Origin of the sequence: Rhizobium sp. AP16, assembly GCF_000281735.1 — a bacterium.
Lineage (GTDB): Bacteria > Pseudomonadota > Alphaproteobacteria > Rhizobiales > Rhizobiaceae > Rhizobium > Rhizobium rhizogenes.
Window position 1 is genome coordinate 84,305 of record NZ_AJVM01000008.1, and the last position, 16,787, is coordinate 101,091.

Sequence of the window (16,787 nt, forward strand, 5' to 3'; positions counted from 1 at the left end):
CCCCTCTCTTCTCTGATCGGAGGTCAAGTCAGATCAGGTCAGAAGTTGCGTTCGAAGCGGAGGATACCGGAAACGGTGTCGTCCTTGGCATAGTCGTAGTGAACGTAGGTCAGTTCCGGCTCGATGAGCAGGTCCTTGACCGGGTTGAACTTCAGGTTCGACGTAGCTTCGAAGATCTTCGAGTCGGTGTAGGCGAGCTGCAGGTTCCACTTCAGCTTTTCGTTGACCGGAACGCCAACGCCACCCCAAACGGCCCAGTCACCCCAGCCGCACTTGGATTCGTTGACGGTGCCGTTCGGCGCCGTGCAAGCGGAAATATCCTGGTTGGTGCCAGCATACTTGTTGAGCTTGTCGCCATCCGTATTGTAGCCGCCCATCAAGAAGGCCGTGAAGCCGCCGAAGTCGGCATCGACGCGAGCCTTGATAGCGCCTTCTTCGACGATGGAGTCATAACCGCCGACAACCTTGAAGGACCATGCGCCAGCCTTGTAGCCTGCACCGGCAACAACGTCAGGAGCGTAGTGGTCCGTGCTCTGATCAACCCACCAGCTTGCGCCATAGGAGTTGCTCGAGCCGCCGGAGTTGCTGTCTTCGAGCGAGATTACAGCCGTGAAGCCGTTGCCGGCATCGTAGTTGTAGGTCAACTGGTTGAGTTCGTACGGGCCGTCATAGATCACGTCGTCGTTGATGACGTCGCCGGCGTAACCGATATAAAGGTTATAGGCCGAGTCTTTCTTACCAACGGTGAAGCCGCCGAGGCTGATATACGACCACAGCAGGTTCGTGCTGGTCGAGCCGCCGTCGTTCCAGTCCCAGCGAACGATGGTTTCGGTCTTCAGCGGGCCGTATTCGGTGTCGGTCGCGGTGTCGACGTTCAACTCGGCGCGGGTATGCCAGAGAGTGCCTTGGCTGCTGGCGCGATTATATGCGTTGTACCATTCACCTTCGGTACGAAGCTTGCCGCCGACTTTGAGGCAGGTTTCCGTGCCCGGGATGAAGAAATACCCAGGACCGTAGGCGTCGCAGATGCGAACGTATTCGAGCGGCTCCGGCTCGGCGGCGACGATAGCGTCAGCCGCGTGAGCACCGGTTGCTGCTGCGAGCGCGGCAGCGGAGCCAAGAAGAAGGCTCTTGATGTTCATAATAACTCCAATCTGTTCCCGATTGGGCATGAGATATCGCGCCAAATAATGACGTGCCCAACCCATCCCGTTCATGTTCCCTATCAGTAGGTGCGAAGTAGTAAGCTTCACGAACTATTTGGTGAACCCGCTTCGCTGATTTGGCAAGTTACTAAGATTGGCGAACTATATGTACGCTACTCGAAAAAAATCTTTGTTGCAAAAATGACGCAAATCGCGGGTTCGCCTTATATTGCAGGCTTTCCAGGGGTTGCGAACAGGGTGCGTCTGTAACCTGAGGGAGGGTAAGGGAAGGGGAATGCCATGGAATCGCGCAATCGTAACCCGCCGTATCGGCGAAACTAGCTGCGATCGAGAAACGATTGGGAAGATTTTGGAGACCTCGGCCGGATGGGCGAACGCAGGACTTTGACAGTCCATGGCTTTCGTTGTGAGCGACATCCATCGCGAAAGTGAGGCCTGCCAGCGCGGGTAAAGCTTAAGATGGATGCCGCATGAGGTTGATGGCGGTAGAAGGTTATTACTCTTTATCCCAGTCAGGAGCACCGGACCAATTTTCTCCATCACTGAGAGCTCCGGCGGGCGACGAGTCGCCGACGATGACCGTCGTGCACAGCTGGTCTGGATAGACCCGTGTTCCGATCTGGTAAATCTGAAGCAAGTTAGCGGAGGGTTCGATTTTCACGGCCTGGCCAATGGTGAACTGCGGTGCCTGACTGTCAGTCTCAACGAGGTGGAACGGTTGTTCCGTGACCTTTTTCGTAAAACCAATAACGTGACGCATAAGAAATACTCCTCTTCATATGGGCAGTATCCCAACGTCGTCGTCAGCTTGATTGTTCCGAATTTGGTTGCCACACCACATCCGCTAGATAAGGTTGACGCTACAATCCGCCGACAGTCAGAAAGCTCGGCAGCGCCGGGAGCGGTCTGCGGAGAATGAGGATCTTACCCCTCCTTCATCGGTATCTTGGCCTCTTTCACTGCGGCGATGAACGCCTGCCGTGCATCCTCGGGAGTGCGCTTGCCGCTGATCACATCGGCACAGATGGACAGCGCCCGGTCCAACGCGGGGGCTTCCTCGATAGGCCAATCCTCGATCAGCGCCCAGGAGGCTGCCTGGGTCGTGTCGATGATTACCCACTCTTCGGGTTTCTCAAGAGCGATCGTGACCGCCTTGCTCCATTTTCTCTCCGTCATCGGAAACTCTCAAATTTGTGGATGCTTATAGCCTGTCTCATAGGCCGATTCATTTCGCCTGGCGAGGCGGTTTCGTCTGGGATCGACGCTCGCTGGAATGTTTCGGGGCCGGTGGGATGACGAGACAAAACGGAATCAATGTCCATCATCCAGACTGGCGCCCCGACACGCTTCGATGACATCACAGCCCGGTCGGTATGGTGCTTTGCCGTGCCCTTGTGGGCAGCTTGAAAATCAACGGGAACAGCGCGCAACATGGAGCCGGAAATTTCCAGCCCGACCATCTCGTATCTGATTGATTTTACTGGAAAATAAATGGAGGCCTCGCCCGGAATCGAACCGGGATGCAAGGATTTGCAGTCCTCTGCGTAACCACTCCGCCACGAGGCCATCCGATTTAGTAAAGGCGAGTGATGGCGGGCGTTTAGAACGAATCTCAGGAGAGTGCAAGACCTATCGCGGTCGATGATCAAATAACTTGTCGATTGGCGCCGGTAGGGTGTGTTTCAGGGGGCAAACGCCGCGACAACGCATTTGCGGAAATGTTGCTGCATTGCAAAAATAGATTGCTCCTCTATTTCCGACCGAACATTCGGATAAGCTGGTGGAGCAGTTTATGAAATATGTCAGGGAATTCGAAGCCCTTAGGGGCATGTTGGCGATCTGGGTTCTTGTCGGCCATGTCGCTTCCGCCGTCGCCATTCATGGACGGCTGTTTCAGGAGCGGTTCTATAACGAACATGCAGTGGATGTTTTCATCATCCTCAGCGGTTTCGCCATAACCGCGTTGATCGATAAACGGCCGGAACCTTATCACCTGTATATCGCCCGGCGCGCTCTGAGGATTTTCCCGGCCTATCTGTTTTATCTGGCGATCTCCGTCGCGGTCGCAGGCGTTGCGGTGCAGATATGGGCGGCGTCACCCGACGGCTCGATGAAAGCGGCACGGGTCGGCATTGCCAGTGATACGCTCGCCTATTGGCCCTGGCACCTTTTGGTGCATGTCACGGGCCTACATGGGCTGGTGCCGCCGCGCTTTCTGCCGTTCACAGATTATGCTTTTCTCGGTCAGGCATGGAGCATCTCGCTCGAATGGCAGTTTTATCTGATGGCGCCGCTCTTGATCGGATTGCTCGCGAGACCGGTGTCGTGGTCGCGAATCGCCGTTCTTATTCTTCTGGCCTTCGCGGTTGCCGTGGTCTCACCGGCGCTACCCGAAAGCTTTCTGAGCAAATGGCTGGTCGATTTCGGTGTCGGCATCGCCAGCTTCTATTTCATGAAACGCCGCGCCCTCGACGACCCCTTCGTGAAATCCTTGCCGTTGCCCCAGCTTTGGCTGATCGGAGTCGGCCTGTGCATATTCCAGCGTTCCGTCGACTATCTGCCGCTCGCCATCTGGCTGACGGCGATCCTGGTTATCATTTCGGCGCGTGAGGGTAGGGGTGCCGTCTTTGAACGGATGTCTGCCATTGCCTGCGGCCGGCCGCTACAATGGCTGGGCAGCATGGCCTATTCGCTCTATCTCTCGCATATGCTGGTTCTGCTTCTGGCGCTTGCCACGCTACCGAGGCTTGGGATTTCGTCGCCCTGGGCGCAGGCCGGTTACCTGCTGGTGGTGACGCTTGTCGGATCGCTGATCGTTTCGAGGCTCTCCTATCTTTATATAGAGAAGCCGTTTCACGAGTTCGGCCGTGGCCTCGGTAGACGCGAGCCCGTTGCGTCGGAACCTGCTGCAATCAATAAAAAGAGAGCGGTCTGATCCGTGCATCACCAAGGCCGCTGTTGTTGCGGCGCGACGCATCATCATGAATCTCTGCGTCTGCCGCAGCAACGCCTTGAAAGCGTAGCCGCACGCGATTAAGACACGCTAAGCATAGAAGCAAAACCGGCTTAGCCTTCGGGCGCGAGAGGATATGATGGATTTCGAAGCAGCACGCGTGAAGATGGTCGAGAACCAGATCCGCACGACGGATGTTACCTCCCATTCCGTGTTGAATGCGTTTCTGACGGTGCCGCGCGAAAATTTCGTGCCGGAGAAGTCGAAGCTCCTGGCCTATGTCGACAATGATATCGAGGTCTGTCCGGCGGCTGCAGGCGCGCCGGCGCGCTTTCTGATGGAAGCGTCGCCGCTGGCAAAGCTCTTGCAGCTCGGCGCGATTACCAAGGAAGACAAGGTTCTCGACGTTGGTTGCGGTACGGGTTACGTCTCGGCGCTCCTGTCGATCCTGGCCGGCAAGGTCGTCGCGCTCGAATCCGACGAGGCGCTGGCCGCTACGGCCAAGGCCAATCTCGCAGCGCTCGGCCATGACAACGTCGCGGTCGTTACCGGCGAGTTGGAAAAAGGCCATGCCGCCAGCGGCGCCTACGATGTCATTTTTGTCGATGGTTCGGTTCAGGAAGTGCCGCAGGCACTGCTCGATCAGCTCGGCGAAGGCGGTCGTTTGATCGTGGTGCTGGGCTATGGCCATGCCGCTCGCGCCACCGTCTTCATGCGCGAGCGCGGAGCTCTTTCGGAAAACGTCTTCTTCAATGCGTCGATCAAGCCGCTGCCGGGCTTTGCCAAGGCCAAGGAATTCGTGTTCTGATCGGCAGTATGGCCGAATGATCCTTTTGAGACGGGCGCTTCAGGCGCCCGTTTTTCGTTGGGCTCTCCAGTAATGAAATCGGTAATCGCACGCGATTCGCGCCGACCGTAACAAAACTGTGCATCAGCGGGCTTAGTGCTTTCGCGGTGATTTTTTTCCCAAGGGTAGTATTCTAGGGTGGCGCTGATTCGGGCGCTCCTTTGACGGGATTCCGGTCGTTGTATCTGGGAAAACGGGGATGAATATGGCTCAGCCAAGTGTCGTGCGTGAACCGTCCATGGAGGAGATCCTGGCGTCCATCCGCCGGATCATCGAGAGCAACGAGCCCGGCGCCGCCCATTCCATTTCGCCGTCCCTGCCTGCTGTCTACACCACTGCCGACGATGAGCGCGATGACGATATCCACCTGACGGTCGATGAGGAATTCGCCGCCGCGGACCTGGCGAATGCATCGTCGGTTACAGCCGCCGACTCCGAACCGCGTTTCGTCGCCGCCAATTCGCAGATGCCGATGCGTGAGCCGGAAGCGCCCGCTCGCACCCTGTCACTTGCCGATGTCGCCGCGCGCGTTCGTGCCGCTTCCGAGCGCAATGCCGCGCAACTGAACCCGGCTCGCGAAGCACCGCAGCTGCGTGAATTGCCGCCAGCCATGGTCGCGCGCCTTGCAGAGGCCCGCGTCGAGCCGCTCGCTGGTGTGCCGCTGCGCAATACCGTTACTGAAGCACCCGCATCGGCCGCAACCGCGCCGACGGCCGCACTTCTCGCCGAGGCTGCGCTGCATGCGGCCAAGGTCGAGGCGCAGGACGACGCCGAACCGAAACAAGTAGAAGAGCGCCCGGCCGCAGCCCCGGTTTTCAATCCGTCGCCACAACAGCCGGCAGTGGCCACCGCCGATCGTTTCCTGCCGCAGGTACAGGCCGAACTCTCGTCTTCGTTGATGTCGGAAGCAGCCGGTGCGCAGGTTGCACGGTCCTTCGGACAGCTCGCCGCTGCGATCGACGGCAGCGAGCGCCGGTCGTTGGATCAGATCGCAGAGGAGATGTTGCGGCCGATGCTGCAGGATTGGCTGGACGACAATCTGCCGACGCTGGTCGAGCGTCTCGTGCGTGAAGAAATCGAACGAGTGGCCCGCGGCCCGCGCCGCTGACAGCCCGAGCTTCGGGTAGATGATCCGCCGCTCCGGCTTCCGGGGCGGCTTTTTTATTGACTTGCCTGCGACCATCCTATTTACAACCCGCATCACCGAACCCTCTAGATCCGGTCCCAAAATGCTCGACAAAACCTATGATTCCGCCGCCGTCGAACCGAAGATCGCCCAGAAATGGGAAGAGGCCGACGCCTTTCGCGCCGGTGTGAACGCCAAGCCTGGCGCCGAAACCTTCACGATCGTCATCCCGCCGCCGAACGTCACCGGTTCGTTGCACATGGGCCATGCGCTGAACAATACGCTGCAGGACATCATGGTGCGCTTCGAGCGCATGCGCGGCAAGGATGTACTCTGGCAGCCGGGCATGGACCATGCCGGCATCGCCACGCAGATGGTCGTTGAGCGGCGTCTTGCCGAAAGACAGCAGCCTAGTCGTCATGTCATGGGTCGCGAAGCCTTTATCGACAAGGTCTGGGAATGGAAAGAAGAGTCCGGCGGGCTGATCTTCAATCAGCTTAAGCGCCTCGGCGCATCCTGCGATTGGTCGCGTGAACGCTTCACCATGGACGAGGGGCTCTCGAAGGCCGTTCTCGAAGTCTTCGTCACGCTCTACAAGGAAGGCCTGATCTATCGCGACAAGCGGCTGGTCAACTGGGATCCGAAAATGCTGACGGCGATTTCGGATATCGAAGTCGAGCAGCATGAGATCAACGGCCATCTCTGGCACCTGCGCTACCCGCTGGAAGAAGGCGTCACCTATCAGCATCCGATTGCCTTCGACGAGGAAGGCAAGGCGACGGAATGGGAAACGCGCGACTATCTCGTCGTCGCCACCACCCGTCCGGAAACCATGCTCGGCGATACCGGCATTGCCGTTAATCCGGAAGACGAACGCTATAAGGCAATCGTCGGCAAGCATGTCGTCCTGCCGATCGTCGGCCGCCGCATCCCGATCGTCGCCGACGAATATCCGGATCCGACCGCGGGCACCGGTGCCGTCAAGATGACGCCCGCGCATGATTTCAACGACTTCGATGTCGGCAAGCGCCGTGGCCTGCGCGTCGTCAACATTCTGACGCCGGAAGCTTCCATCACCATCAAGGACAACGAGGACTTCCTCGAAGGCCTGGATCATCCAGCCGCTTTGCATGGCGCCTGGGATGAGCTGGAAGGCACGGACCGTTTCGAAGCGCGCAAGATCATCGTCCGCATCTTCGAAGAGGCCGGTCTGCTCGACAAGATCGAGCCGCATAAGCATATGGTCCCGCATGGCGACCGTGGCGGCGTTCCGATCGAGCCGCGCCTGACCGAGCAATGGTATGTCGACGCTAAGACGCTCGCCGAACCGGCGATCGCCTCCGTCCGCGAAGGCCGCACCAAGCTCGTTCCGAAGAGCTGGGACAAGACCTATTACGACTGGATGGAAAACATCCAACCCTGGTGCGTTTCCCGCCAACTCTGGTGGGGCCATCAGATCCCGGCCTGGTATGGCCCGGACGGTCAGGTCTTCGTCGAAAAGACCGAGGAAGAAGCGCTGCAGGCGGCAATCCAGCACTATCTCTCGCATGAAGGGCCGATGAAGGCCTATGTCGAGGATCTGCTGGAAAACTTCAAGCCGGGTGAAATCCTGACGCGCGACGAAGACGTGCTCGACACCTGGTTCTCGTCCGCTCTCTGGCCGTTCTCGACGCTCGGCTGGCCGGATGAGACGCCGGAACTGGCGCGCTACTATCCGACCAACGTGCTCGTCACCGGTTTTGACATCATCTTCTTCTGGGTTGCCCGCATGATGATGATGGGCCTGCATTTCATGAAGGATAAGAACGGCGATCCGGTCGAGCCCTTCAACACGGTCTATGTTCACGCTCTGGTGCGCGACAAGAATGGGCAGAAGATGTCGAAGTCCAAGGGCAACGTCATCGATCCGCTCGAGCTGATCGACCAGTACGGCGCCGATTCCCTGCGTTTCACGCTGGCGATCATGGCCGCACAGGGCCGCGACGTGAAGCTCGATCCGTCCCGCATCGCCGGCTACCGCAATTTCGGCACCAAGCTGTGGAACGCCACGCGCTTCGCCGAGATGAACGGCGCCAAGAGCGACCCGCATTTCGTGCCGGAAGCAGCCGAGCTCACCATCAATCGCTGGATCCTGACCGAGCTTGCCCGCACCGAGCGCGACGTCACCGAGGCGATCGAAGCCTATCGCTTTAACGATGCCGCCGGCACGCTTTATCGCTTCATCTGGAACCAGTTCTGCGACTGGTATCTCGAACTCCTGAAGCCCGTCTTCAGCGGCGATGATGAGAACGCCAAGGCGGAGGCGCAATCCTGCGCGGCCTATGTTCTCGAAGAGACCTACAAGCTGCTGCATCCCTTCATGCCCTTTATGACCGAAGAGCTGTGGGCGCATACGGCGGGCGAGGGCAAGGAGCGTGACGGCCTGATCTGCCACGCCGAGTGGCCGGTTCCCTCCTATGCCGACGATGTCGCGGCCGACGAGATCAACTGGCTGATCGATCTTGTCTCCGGTCTGCGCTCCGTACGCTCGGAAATGAACGTACCGCCGGCCGCCACCGCCCCGCTGGTGATCGTTGGTGCCAACAGCCTGACCCGCGAACGTCTCTTCCGCCACGATGCGGCGATCAAGCGGCTGGCGCGTGTCGAGGCGATTTCACTTTCGGATACCGCGCCGAAGGGCGCGGCGCAGATCGTCGTCGGTGAAGCGACCGCCTGCCTGCCGCTCGGCAGCCTCATCGACCTTTCTGTCGAGAAGGCACGTCTGGAGAAGGGGATCGCCAAGAACGAGCAGGAAATGGCCCGCATCGTCGGCAAGCTGTCGAATGAGAAGTTCGTCGCCAACGCCAATCCGGATGTGGTTGCCGCCGAGCGCGAGCGTCTGGACGAACTCCAGGGGCAGCTTGCCAGCCTGAAGGTCGCTCTCGCCAGGGTCAGCGAAGCCGGCTGAGGTCGCAGATAATCCAAATAAAAAGGGCATGCGAACAAAGGTCGCGTGCCCTTTTTTATTGCGCCATCGATTCGATGGAATCATCAAAACAGCCGATCTCGCCCATCGCCAGCTTCACGCAGGCAAAAACAATTACCCCTAAATTGATAGCTTTCTCGAAAAGCGAAACTGTTGTCGGATTGTGACAGAATTGTTTCAGTAGAGAATATTAATCTATGTGGGGCATAAAATGTTTTTGAAGAAGAAAAAAATAACTAACGCGAACCGTAATGGAGCATGTAGCTCACTTTCTTACGTAAATCAGTCACTATATCGCGAGCTCCCAGGGCGTCAGCGGTGCATTGCCAATTGGGATGATCGTCGCAACAATCAGACACATAGATGCACAAGTGGGGGAGACACAATGGCATTTCGTATTGCGTTGAAGGGTGCGTTCGCGCTCGTTATTACCTCGTCGTTTGCAAGCGCCGCATTTGCGGGTGGGCTTGATCGCGGCGGTTACGATATCGATCTGCTCTTCGACAAGGGTCGTTACGCTTTCGAATCCGGTGTGACTTATGTCATGCCCGGTCGCAAGTTCAAGAATGCCAAGGATACCAATGCGGCTGATGGCAATCTCAACGGGCGCAGTAGTTCTACGGATGTCACCGAGAATTATGCCATCCCGTATATCGGCTTCAAGATCGGCATCACCGATGACCTCGATTGCATGGCCGACTATTCCGAACCGTTCGGCGGTCATAGCAATCCGGGCCTGAACTGGGCCGGCGCCAACAATGAAATCGAGACCAAGCTGCGCACGCATAATTATGCGGCGACCTGCTCCTACAAGTTCGATGCGGGTCCGGGCCAATTGCGTTTGATCGGCGGCGGTTTCTATCAGGAGGTCACCGGCTACAAGTCCCGCCTGGTCTCGGCCATTCCCGCTCCGCTTTCCGCCGTCTATGACGGTGTCGGTTCGCTGGACGTCGACGGTCACGGCTGGGGCTGGCGCGCTGGTCTTGCCTACGAGATCGAGGAATACGCTTTCCGTACCAGCCTCGTCTATAACAGCCGCGTCAAGTACGACAACCTCAAGGGCACGGTCGATCTGACGGAGCTACCGCCGATCCGTGCATTCTTTGGCAAGACCACGTCCGTCTTTGGTTCGGCAGATGCGCCGGACTCGCTGGAATGGAAAGTGCAGACCGGTATCGCTCCGGACTGGCTGGCCTTCGGTTCGGTCAAGTGGACCAACTGGAGCCTCCTGCAGAGCATCGCGCTTTGCCCGACCTCCACGCGCGGCATATCCTGCCGTCCGGGTGGGGCGACCGAGCTCACCTCGCTGGATCTGCTCTATCGAGACGGCTGGACGATCTCTGGCGGTATCGGTCATAAGTTCAATGACAAATGGAGTGGCGCGCTCAGCTTGACCTGGGATCGCGGCACCAGCCAGGGTTATGGCATGAACTCGGATACCTGGACGCTCGGCGCCGGCGTCAACTACAAGGCAACCGAACATGTCGAATTCACCTTCGGCGGTGCGCTTGGCTTGCTGACCAGCGGCAAATCCGGCCAGGCCACTTATAACGGCCTTACGTTCGGCAACGACGCCAGCTACAGCTACGGCAATGATCTCGTAGCTGCCCTGTCGACCTCGATGAAGGTGAGATTCTGAACCTAACCCATTGAATTGAAGTAACTTCCGAAAATTATCGTCGTTACCTCAAGTGATTCCCTCGCCGCGAGCCCCATTCGGTCTCGCGGCGCTTTACTATCAAGTTCAGGCCAAGATTATTTGCGGATGCAGTGTGCAAAACAGTCATGCATAGCCGCTTTATGGTTAACAAAACCTCACGATTGGCAATCATCCTTGTGATGAATCGGCAACACTTTATTTCAACCGGTTACAGGTGCGTGTCCGCCGCCCAATTTGTCCATTTCCCGCCACAAATGAGGAGCAGCGATTATACGGGCACAGGGGCAGGCCTAATAGAGAGTGCGTAAACGGTTGATGGTTCAGTTTCCACTTTGGCAGAAAGAGCAATCCGGGATCGGAACGGCGACGTTTCCGATGGGGTCGGAAAGGCTTTATTTCTCGCGGGAATCCAGAAATCTCCCGATCTCAAGTCTCTCCTTTGGGGCAGTTGAATGGTGTGCTGTTTCGGCGGCGACGTGCGAACGCGGCGGCAGGAATGCTCGTTTGGACATAATTTCGAACTATGCTCGGAAATGTGGCAAACGGCCTCTGGCAGGTGCCATGCGAACCTTCTTGACGGGAGGTTTCGCTGGTTCGCGCGCGGGTAGGGAATACATTCGCAAACCTTGCGGCGCAGATGGGGTTGCCGTGACGAATGCGGATGGAGCGAGAGTAGTCGACTGTTATGTTTAAGTCCGAGTTCATATCAGCGAGAGTCATGATACTGAGCCTGTCGCTTGCCACCTTGGTGGTGCTTACAGGCCAGTGCCGGGCATTCGATATCAATGCCGGCGTCACCAAGGAATCCGGTCCTTTCGATCTCTTCAAATTCGGCTTTCGAGCCTATAAGAACGGCCAGAAGGAAGAGGCTGTCGAAGCCTATCGTTATGCAGCCGAAAAGGGCCATACCGGTTCACGCTGGGCGCTGGCCAATATGTATGCCGACGGCGATGGCGTGACGCAGGACGATTTCGAAGCATTCAAGATCTATAGCGAGATCGCCCAGCAGGGTGTGGAGCCCGGCTCGGAAGATACCGGCTTCTTCATCAATGCGCTGCTTGCGCTTGCGAATTATTACAAGAGCGGCATTCAAAACAGCCCGGTCAAGATCGACCTTAATCAGGCACGCCAGCTTTATTTCCAGGTCGCCTCGACCTTCGGCGTTCCCGAGGCCCAGTTCCAGCTCGCGCAGATGATGCTGACGGGCGAGGGCGGTGCACCCAACGTTCAGCAGGCAAAGAAGTGGCTGAACCAGGCCCGCAAGAGCGGCCATCCCGGTGCCATGGCTGTCTTCGGTAATATTCTATTCCAGGAAGGCCAGACCGTCCGTGGCCTCGCCTTCATGACGGCGGCGCTCGACAAGTGTAAGCCGAAGGATTGCGGCTGGATGGAAGACCTGCAGGAGCAGGCCTTCTCGGTCGCCAATGAGAACGACCGCCGCGTCGCCGTCTCCATGTCGCATCAACTGGATGTCGCCGGCGCCGAGTGACGGTCTTTCAACGAGACCGATTCTCTCTGAGTGCGCGATATTGACCGCGCGCTAATTCTGAAAATCGAGATGCGCGATGACTGGAACGTGGTCTGACGGCTTTTCCCAGGCGCGCACATGTTTCGCGATAGCCGTGGAAGTCAGGCGATCGGCCGCCTCCGGTGACAGCATCAAATGGTCGATGCGGATGCCGTTGTTCTTCGGCCAGGCGCCGGCCTGATAATCCCAGAACGAATATAATTTGACCGCGTCCGTCGTGGCGCGCACCGCATCGGTGAAGCCGAGATTTTCGAGCTGACGGAATGCCTGACGGGTCTGCGGCAGGAACAGCGCGTCATTTTCCCAGACCTTCGGATCGAAGCAGTCATGCGGCTCGGGGATGACATTATAGTCGCCGGCAAGAATGATCGGCTCTTCCAGAGCGAGCCTGTCGGCCGCGAATTTCCGCAGGCGCTCCATCCAGGCAAGCTTGTAGGGATATTTTTCAGTGTCGACGGGATTGCCGTTCGGCAGGTAAAGGCAGCAGACACGCAGTGCGCCATGGTCCGGCACGGAGAACACCGCTTCGATGAAGCGGGCCTGTTCGTCGCTGTCGTCGCCGGGAAGGCCGCGTGTCACTTCGTCGGGCTTCGCTTTGGAGAGGATCGCCACGCCGTTGAAACCCTTCTGCCCGTGCGTCTCGACGTGATAGCCGAGCGCCTCGATCTCCAGGCGCGGAAAGCCTTCATCGACCGTCTTGATTTCCTGCAGGCAGGCGATATCGGGATCGGAGTCCTTCAGCCACTGGCAGAGGTTTTCGATACGCGCTTTGACGCCGTTGATGTTCCAGGTGGCGATCTTCATGACGGGGCGGCTCCTCTGCTTCGCCTTCTTTTATCCGCAGCAATCGGCCTTGACCACGCCCAAATGAAAACCGGCCGGGAGCGAGGGCTTCCGGTCGGTGATCAATCTGTGGAAAAACGGGAGCGTCAGATCGAAAAACTTGTTCCGCATCCGCAGCTTGCGACTGCATTCGGATTCTTTATCTGAAAGGACTGGCCGAGCAGATTGTCGACGAAATCGATCTCGGAGCCGGCCATATAGACCAGCGACAATTGATCGATCAACACGGTGGCATTGCCTTTTTCGACAATGATATCATCGTCTTGCGGGCCTTCGGCCAGATCGAATTTATAGGAAAACCCGGAACATCCACCGCCTTCGACCGCAACGCGAAGCGCTCGCTTGCCGGCTTCGGCGCTGACGATCGCGGCGATTCGCTTTGCCGCTGCGTCCGATAGGGTTACACTCGTCTCTGTCATGCTTTCCTCCTGCCGGGGTCAAGATCCGGAGAGAACCAATGGGCCGTCCGACTTTCAAACGGCTGATATCAATAGCCTTTATCATGAAAGCACGGCGGGTGACAGCTATGGTTTCATGGTTGAGCCATGTGCCATTTTGCTGTTTGTATTCGGTATAGGTATGAAGGCCGCGAGGCGGCGTCAATGGGCTGGCGCCTGAATGGATGGATGATGACAATCGATAGGCATGCATTGGGTTTCGGTTATGGTGAGAAGGCGGTCTATGCGAGCGACCCATGGACATCGCGTGGACGGCTCTATGACGAGGGGTCGAGCCCGACGCGCTCCGATTTCCAGCGCGACCGTGACCGCATCGTGCATACGACCGCTTTCCGGCGTCTGAAGCATAAGACGCAGGTTTTCATCGCCCAGGACGGCGATCACTACCGCACACGCCTGACGCATACGATCGAAGTGGCGCAGGTCGCCCGTGCCCTGGCGCGCGCCTTGAAGCTGGACGAGGATCTGGCCGAAGGCGTAGCGCTCGTTCACGATTTCGGCCACACCCCATTCGGTCACACCGGCGAGGACGCGCTGCACGAGATGCTGCAGCCCTATGGCGGCTTCGACCACAATGCGCAGTCCCTGCGCATCGTCACAAAACTCGAGCGGCGCTATGCCGAATTCGATGGCTTGAACCTTACCTGGGAAACATTGGAGGGTCTGGTCAAGCACAATGGCCCGCTGCTGACGCCGGATGGCAAGGACACGCGCGGCCCGGTGCCGCAGCCGATCCTCGATTATTGCGAAATCCACGATCTCGAGATTGCCACCTATGCCAGCCTGGAGGCGCAGGTCGCGGCGATAGCTGACGATATCGCCTACAATACCCATGACATCGATGACGGCCTGCGTTCGGGCTATCTGACCTTCGACATGCTGGAGGAAATACCGTTTCTCTCGGAGTTGATGGCCGAGGTGAGGGCGCGCTATCCGCATCTGGAGGCAAGCCGCTTCACGCACGAGATCATGCGCCGGCAGATTACCCGCATGGTGGAGGACGTGATCTCCGTTGCGCAGCAGGCACTGAGCGAGGTCAAGCCGGGTAGCGTTGCCGACATTCGCGCTGCCGGCCGCGTCATCGCCGCCTTTTCTCCCGAGATGGCGGAAACGGATAAGCGGATCAAGCAGATGCTGTTCAAGCGCATCTACCGTCACCCTGATATCATGCGTATCCGCACCGGCGCGGCACAGATCGTCACCGATCTGTTCCGGGCCTATATGGACAATCCCAAAGAGATGCAGAGCCATTATTGGGTTGACCATATCGCCGGCCTTGCCGTCGCCGCCAAGGCGCGCCATGTGGGGGATTATCTGGCCGGCATGACCGATACCTATGCCATCAGCGCCCATAGGCGTCTGTTTGACCAGACTCCCGATTTGCGGTAGGCAGCGGCGGCGCGGGTCGACAGGGCCCGCACAAGCTATGCGTGGACAATATGATGAACCTTTTCACCGACTTCGAAGTAAGAATTAAGAACGCTCTCGAGCAAATTGATATTGTGCGGGAAAAGCGATCCGAACTCGACTTCGGCCGCATCGGCGTAGAGCCGCCGCGCGATGCCAGCCACGGCGATGTCGCCACCAATGCGGCTATGGTGCTGTCAAAGCCGCTGGGCATGAACCCGCGCGCTCTTGCCGAGATCATCATCGCGAAATTGCAGGAAGATGCCGACGTCGCCGATGTCTCGGCGGCCGGTCCGGGCTTCATCAATATTCGGCTGTCTGTCGGCTACTGGCAGCGCCTGCTGGCGACGATGATCTCCGAAGGCGAGAAATTCGGTCGCTCGACGGTCGGCGCCGGTCAGAAGGTCAATGTCGAATATGTCTCCGCCAATCCGACGGGGCCGATGCATGTCGGCCATTGCCGCGGCGCCGTCGTCGGCGACGCGCTGGCGAACCTGCTCGGCTTTGCCGGTTACGACGTCACCAAGGAATATTATATCAACGACGCCGGCTCGCAGATCGACGTGCTGGCGCGGTCTGTCTTCATTCGCTACCGCGAAGCGCTCGGCGAACAGGTCGGTGAAATCCCGGCCGGCCTCTATCCCGGCGACTATCTGGTTCCGGTCGGAGAGTCGCTGGCCAAGGAATTCGGCACCAAGCTTCGCGGCATGCCGGAAGAGCAGTGGCTGCCGATCATCAGGGAACGCGCCATCGACGCGATGATGGTGATGATCCGCGCCGATCTGGAGGCGCTGAACGTCCATCACGACGTCTTCTTCTCGGAGCGGACCCTGCACGCCAATGGCGCCGCCCTGATCCGCACCGCCATCAACGACCTGACCTTCAAGGGCTATGTCTACAAGGGCGCGTTGCCGCCGCCGAAGGGACAGTTGCCTGAGGACTGGGAGGATCGCGAGCAGACACTCTTCCGTTCAACGGAAGTCGGAGATGATATCGACCGTCCGCTGATCAAGTCGGACGGTTCCTATACCTACTTCGCCGCCGACGTCGCCTACTTCAAGAACAAGTTCGACCTTGGCTTCAACGAGATGATCTATATTCTCGGCGCCGACCATGGCGGCTACGTCAAGCGTCTGGAAGCCGTTGCGCGCGGCGTCTCGGAAGGCAAGGCGAAGCTCACGGTGCTGCTGTGCCAGCTGGTCAAGCTGTTCCGCAATGGCGAACCGGTGAAGATGTCGAAGCGTTCCGGCGACTTCGTCACGCTGCGCGAAGTGGTCGACGAGGTCGGCCGTGATTCCGTCCGGTTCATGATGCTCTATCGTAAGAGCTCCGAGCCGCTTGATTTCGATTTTGCCAAGGTGACGGAGCAGTCCAAGGACAATCCGGTTTTCTACGTGCAGTATGCACATGCGCGCTGCATGTCGATCTTCCGGCAGGCCCAGGAAGCCTTTCCGGATCTCGATATCGCCTCGCTCGATCTGGCGAAGGCGGTGGGCGGCGTGATCTCGGATCCGGCCGAGTTGCAGCTCGTCGCGAAGATTGCGGAATTCCCGCGAATCATTGAAGCTGCGGCGCAGGCTCAGGAGCCTCATCGCATCGCCTTTTATCTTTACGATCTGGCAAGTTCGTTCCACGGACATTGGAACAAAGGTAAAGATTTACCTGAATTACGATTTGTTAACGATAAGAACCGAGAATTGAGCATTGCCAGACTTGGGCTGGTGCACGCTGTCGCGTCGGTTTTGAAGTCGGGTCTTGGTATAACCGGGACCGCCGCACCGGATGAAATGCGATAAACGTCACCGTTTGCCCACATTGCACTGGCATTTAACTG

The 16,787-nt window shown here is 58.2% G+C and carries 13 protein-coding genes and 1 tRNA gene; 8 read left to right on the top strand and 6 right to left on the bottom strand.

Annotated elements, in window-relative coordinates; all coding sequences use genetic code 11:
• Positions 1–38: 38 nt before the first annotated feature.
• The 4 genes from PMI03_RS06030 to PMI03_RS06050 all read right to left on the bottom strand — a co-directional run bounded on the left by PMI03_RS06030 (position 39) and on the right by PMI03_RS06050 (position 2,732).
• Positions 39–1,142, bottom strand: a complete 1,104-nt coding sequence (locus tag PMI03_RS06030; protein WP_007690918.1) for a porin — start codon at positions 1,140–1,142, stop codon at positions 39–41.
• A gap of 520 nt (positions 1,143–1,662) precedes the next feature.
• Positions 1,663–1,926, bottom strand: coding sequence for a hypothetical protein (locus PMI03_RS06035; RefSeq protein ID WP_007690920.1), 264 nt, complete (start codon positions 1,924–1,926; stop codon positions 1,663–1,665).
• A gap of 164 nt (positions 1,927–2,090) precedes the next feature.
• Positions 2,091–2,342 (bottom strand): DUF982 domain-containing protein, encoded by a 252-nt coding sequence (locus PMI03_RS06040; protein WP_007690922.1) that lies wholly within the window; start codon positions 2,340–2,342, stop codon positions 2,091–2,093.
• Positions 2,343–2,658: 316 nt separating this feature from the next.
• Positions 2,659–2,732 (bottom strand) — tRNA-Cys (locus PMI03_RS06050).
• A gap of 226 nt (positions 2,733–2,958) precedes the next feature.
• Between PMI03_RS06050 and PMI03_RS06055 the strand changes: the two genes are divergently transcribed.
• From PMI03_RS06055 to exoR, 6 genes are all read left to right on the top strand, one after another.
• Positions 2,959–4,101: an acyltransferase gene (locus PMI03_RS06055; RefSeq protein WP_007690923.1), complete on the top strand. Its 1,143-nt coding sequence runs from the start codon at positions 2,959–2,961 to the stop codon at positions 4,099–4,101.
• 154 nt (positions 4,102–4,255) lie between these two features.
• Positions 4,256–4,927, top strand: a complete 672-nt coding sequence (locus PMI03_RS06060; RefSeq protein WP_174015610.1) for a protein-L-isoaspartate O-methyltransferase — start codon at positions 4,256–4,258, stop codon at positions 4,925–4,927.
• Positions 4,928–5,171: 244 nt separating this feature from the next.
• Complete coding sequence (locus tag PMI03_RS06065; RefSeq protein ID WP_039973661.1) at positions 5,172–6,074, top strand: PopZ family protein; 903 nt, start codon at positions 5,172–5,174, stop codon at positions 6,072–6,074.
• Positions 6,075–6,195: 121 nt separating this feature from the next.
• Entirely contained in the window at positions 6,196–9,039 is a 2,844-nt protein-coding gene (locus PMI03_RS06070) for a valine--tRNA ligase (RefSeq protein ID WP_012651301.1), read from the top strand.
• 403 nt (positions 9,040–9,442) lie between these two features.
• Positions 9,443–10,696 carry an OmpP1/FadL family transporter gene (locus PMI03_RS06075; protein ID WP_007690932.1) on the top strand — a complete coding sequence of 418 codons (1,254 nt, stop codon included), beginning with the start codon at positions 9,443–9,445 and terminating at the stop codon, positions 10,694–10,696.
• 706 nt (positions 10,697–11,402) lie between these two features.
• Positions 11,403–12,206 carry an exopolysaccharide production regulator ExoR gene (gene exoR / locus PMI03_RS06080; RefSeq protein ID WP_007690934.1) on the top strand — a complete coding sequence of 268 codons (804 nt, stop codon included), beginning with the start codon at positions 11,403–11,405 and terminating at the stop codon, positions 12,204–12,206.
• A gap of 51 nt (positions 12,207–12,257) precedes the next feature.
• Here the strand turns inward: exoR and xth are convergent, their stop codons facing one another.
• The gene (gene xth, locus PMI03_RS06085; RefSeq protein WP_007690936.1) at positions 12,258–13,049 is read right to left on the bottom strand and encodes an exodeoxyribonuclease III; all 792 of its coding nucleotides are present in this window, start codon (positions 13,047–13,049) and stop codon (positions 12,258–12,260) included.
• 125 nt (positions 13,050–13,174) lie between these two features.
• Entirely contained in the window at positions 13,175–13,507 is a 333-nt protein-coding gene (erpA, locus tag PMI03_RS06090) for an iron-sulfur cluster insertion protein ErpA (RefSeq protein ID WP_007690938.1), read from the bottom strand.
• A 210-nt stretch (positions 13,508–13,717) separates the two neighbouring features.
• On the opposite strand from erpA, the gene PMI03_RS06095 reads away from it, so the two are divergent.
• Positions 13,718–14,935, top strand: a complete 1,218-nt coding sequence (locus PMI03_RS06095; RefSeq protein WP_012651305.1) for a deoxyguanosinetriphosphate triphosphohydrolase — start codon at positions 13,718–13,720, stop codon at positions 14,933–14,935.
• Between the two features lie 53 nt (positions 14,936–14,988).
• Positions 14,989–16,749, top strand: a complete 1,761-nt coding sequence (gene argS / locus PMI03_RS06100) for an arginine--tRNA ligase (protein ID WP_007690943.1) — start codon at positions 14,989–14,991, stop codon at positions 16,747–16,749.
• The last annotated feature ends 38 nt before the right edge of the window (positions 16,750–16,787 follow it).

Coding starts and splice junctions, on each gene's coding strand:
- PMI03_RS06030 (WP_007690918.1), bottom strand. CDS start 1,142: ATGAACATCAAGAGCCTTCTTCTTGGCTCCGCTGCCGCGCTCGCAGCA.
- PMI03_RS06035 (WP_007690920.1), bottom strand. CDS start 1,926: ATGCGTCACGTTATTGGTTTTACGAAAAAGGTCACGGAACAACCGTTC.
- PMI03_RS06040 (WP_007690922.1), bottom strand. CDS start 2,342: ATGACGGAGAGAAAATGGAGCAAGGCGGTCACGATCGCTCTTGAGAAA.
- PMI03_RS06055 (WP_007690923.1), top strand. CDS start 2,959: ATGAAATATGTCAGGGAATTCGAAGCCCTTAGGGGCATGTTGGCGATC.
- PMI03_RS06060 (WP_174015610.1), top strand. CDS start 4,256: ATGATGGATTTCGAAGCAGCACGCGTGAAGATGGTCGAGAACCAGATC.
- PMI03_RS06065 (WP_039973661.1), top strand. CDS start 5,172: ATGGCTCAGCCAAGTGTCGTGCGTGAACCGTCCATGGAGGAGATCCTG.
- PMI03_RS06070 (WP_012651301.1), top strand. CDS start 6,196: ATGCTCGACAAAACCTATGATTCCGCCGCCGTCGAACCGAAGATCGCC.
- PMI03_RS06075 (WP_007690932.1), top strand. CDS start 9,443: ATGGCATTTCGTATTGCGTTGAAGGGTGCGTTCGCGCTCGTTATTACC.
- exoR (WP_007690934.1), top strand. CDS start 11,403: ATGTTTAAGTCCGAGTTCATATCAGCGAGAGTCATGATACTGAGCCTG.
- xth (WP_007690936.1), bottom strand. CDS start 13,049: ATGAAGATCGCCACCTGGAACATCAACGGCGTCAAAGCGCGTATCGAA.
- erpA (WP_007690938.1), bottom strand. CDS start 13,507: ATGACAGAGACGAGTGTAACCCTATCGGACGCAGCGGCAAAGCGAATC.
- PMI03_RS06095 (WP_012651305.1), top strand. CDS start 13,718: ATGACAATCGATAGGCATGCATTGGGTTTCGGTTATGGTGAGAAGGCG.
- argS (WP_007690943.1), top strand. CDS start 14,989: ATGAACCTTTTCACCGACTTCGAAGTAAGAATTAAGAACGCTCTCGAG.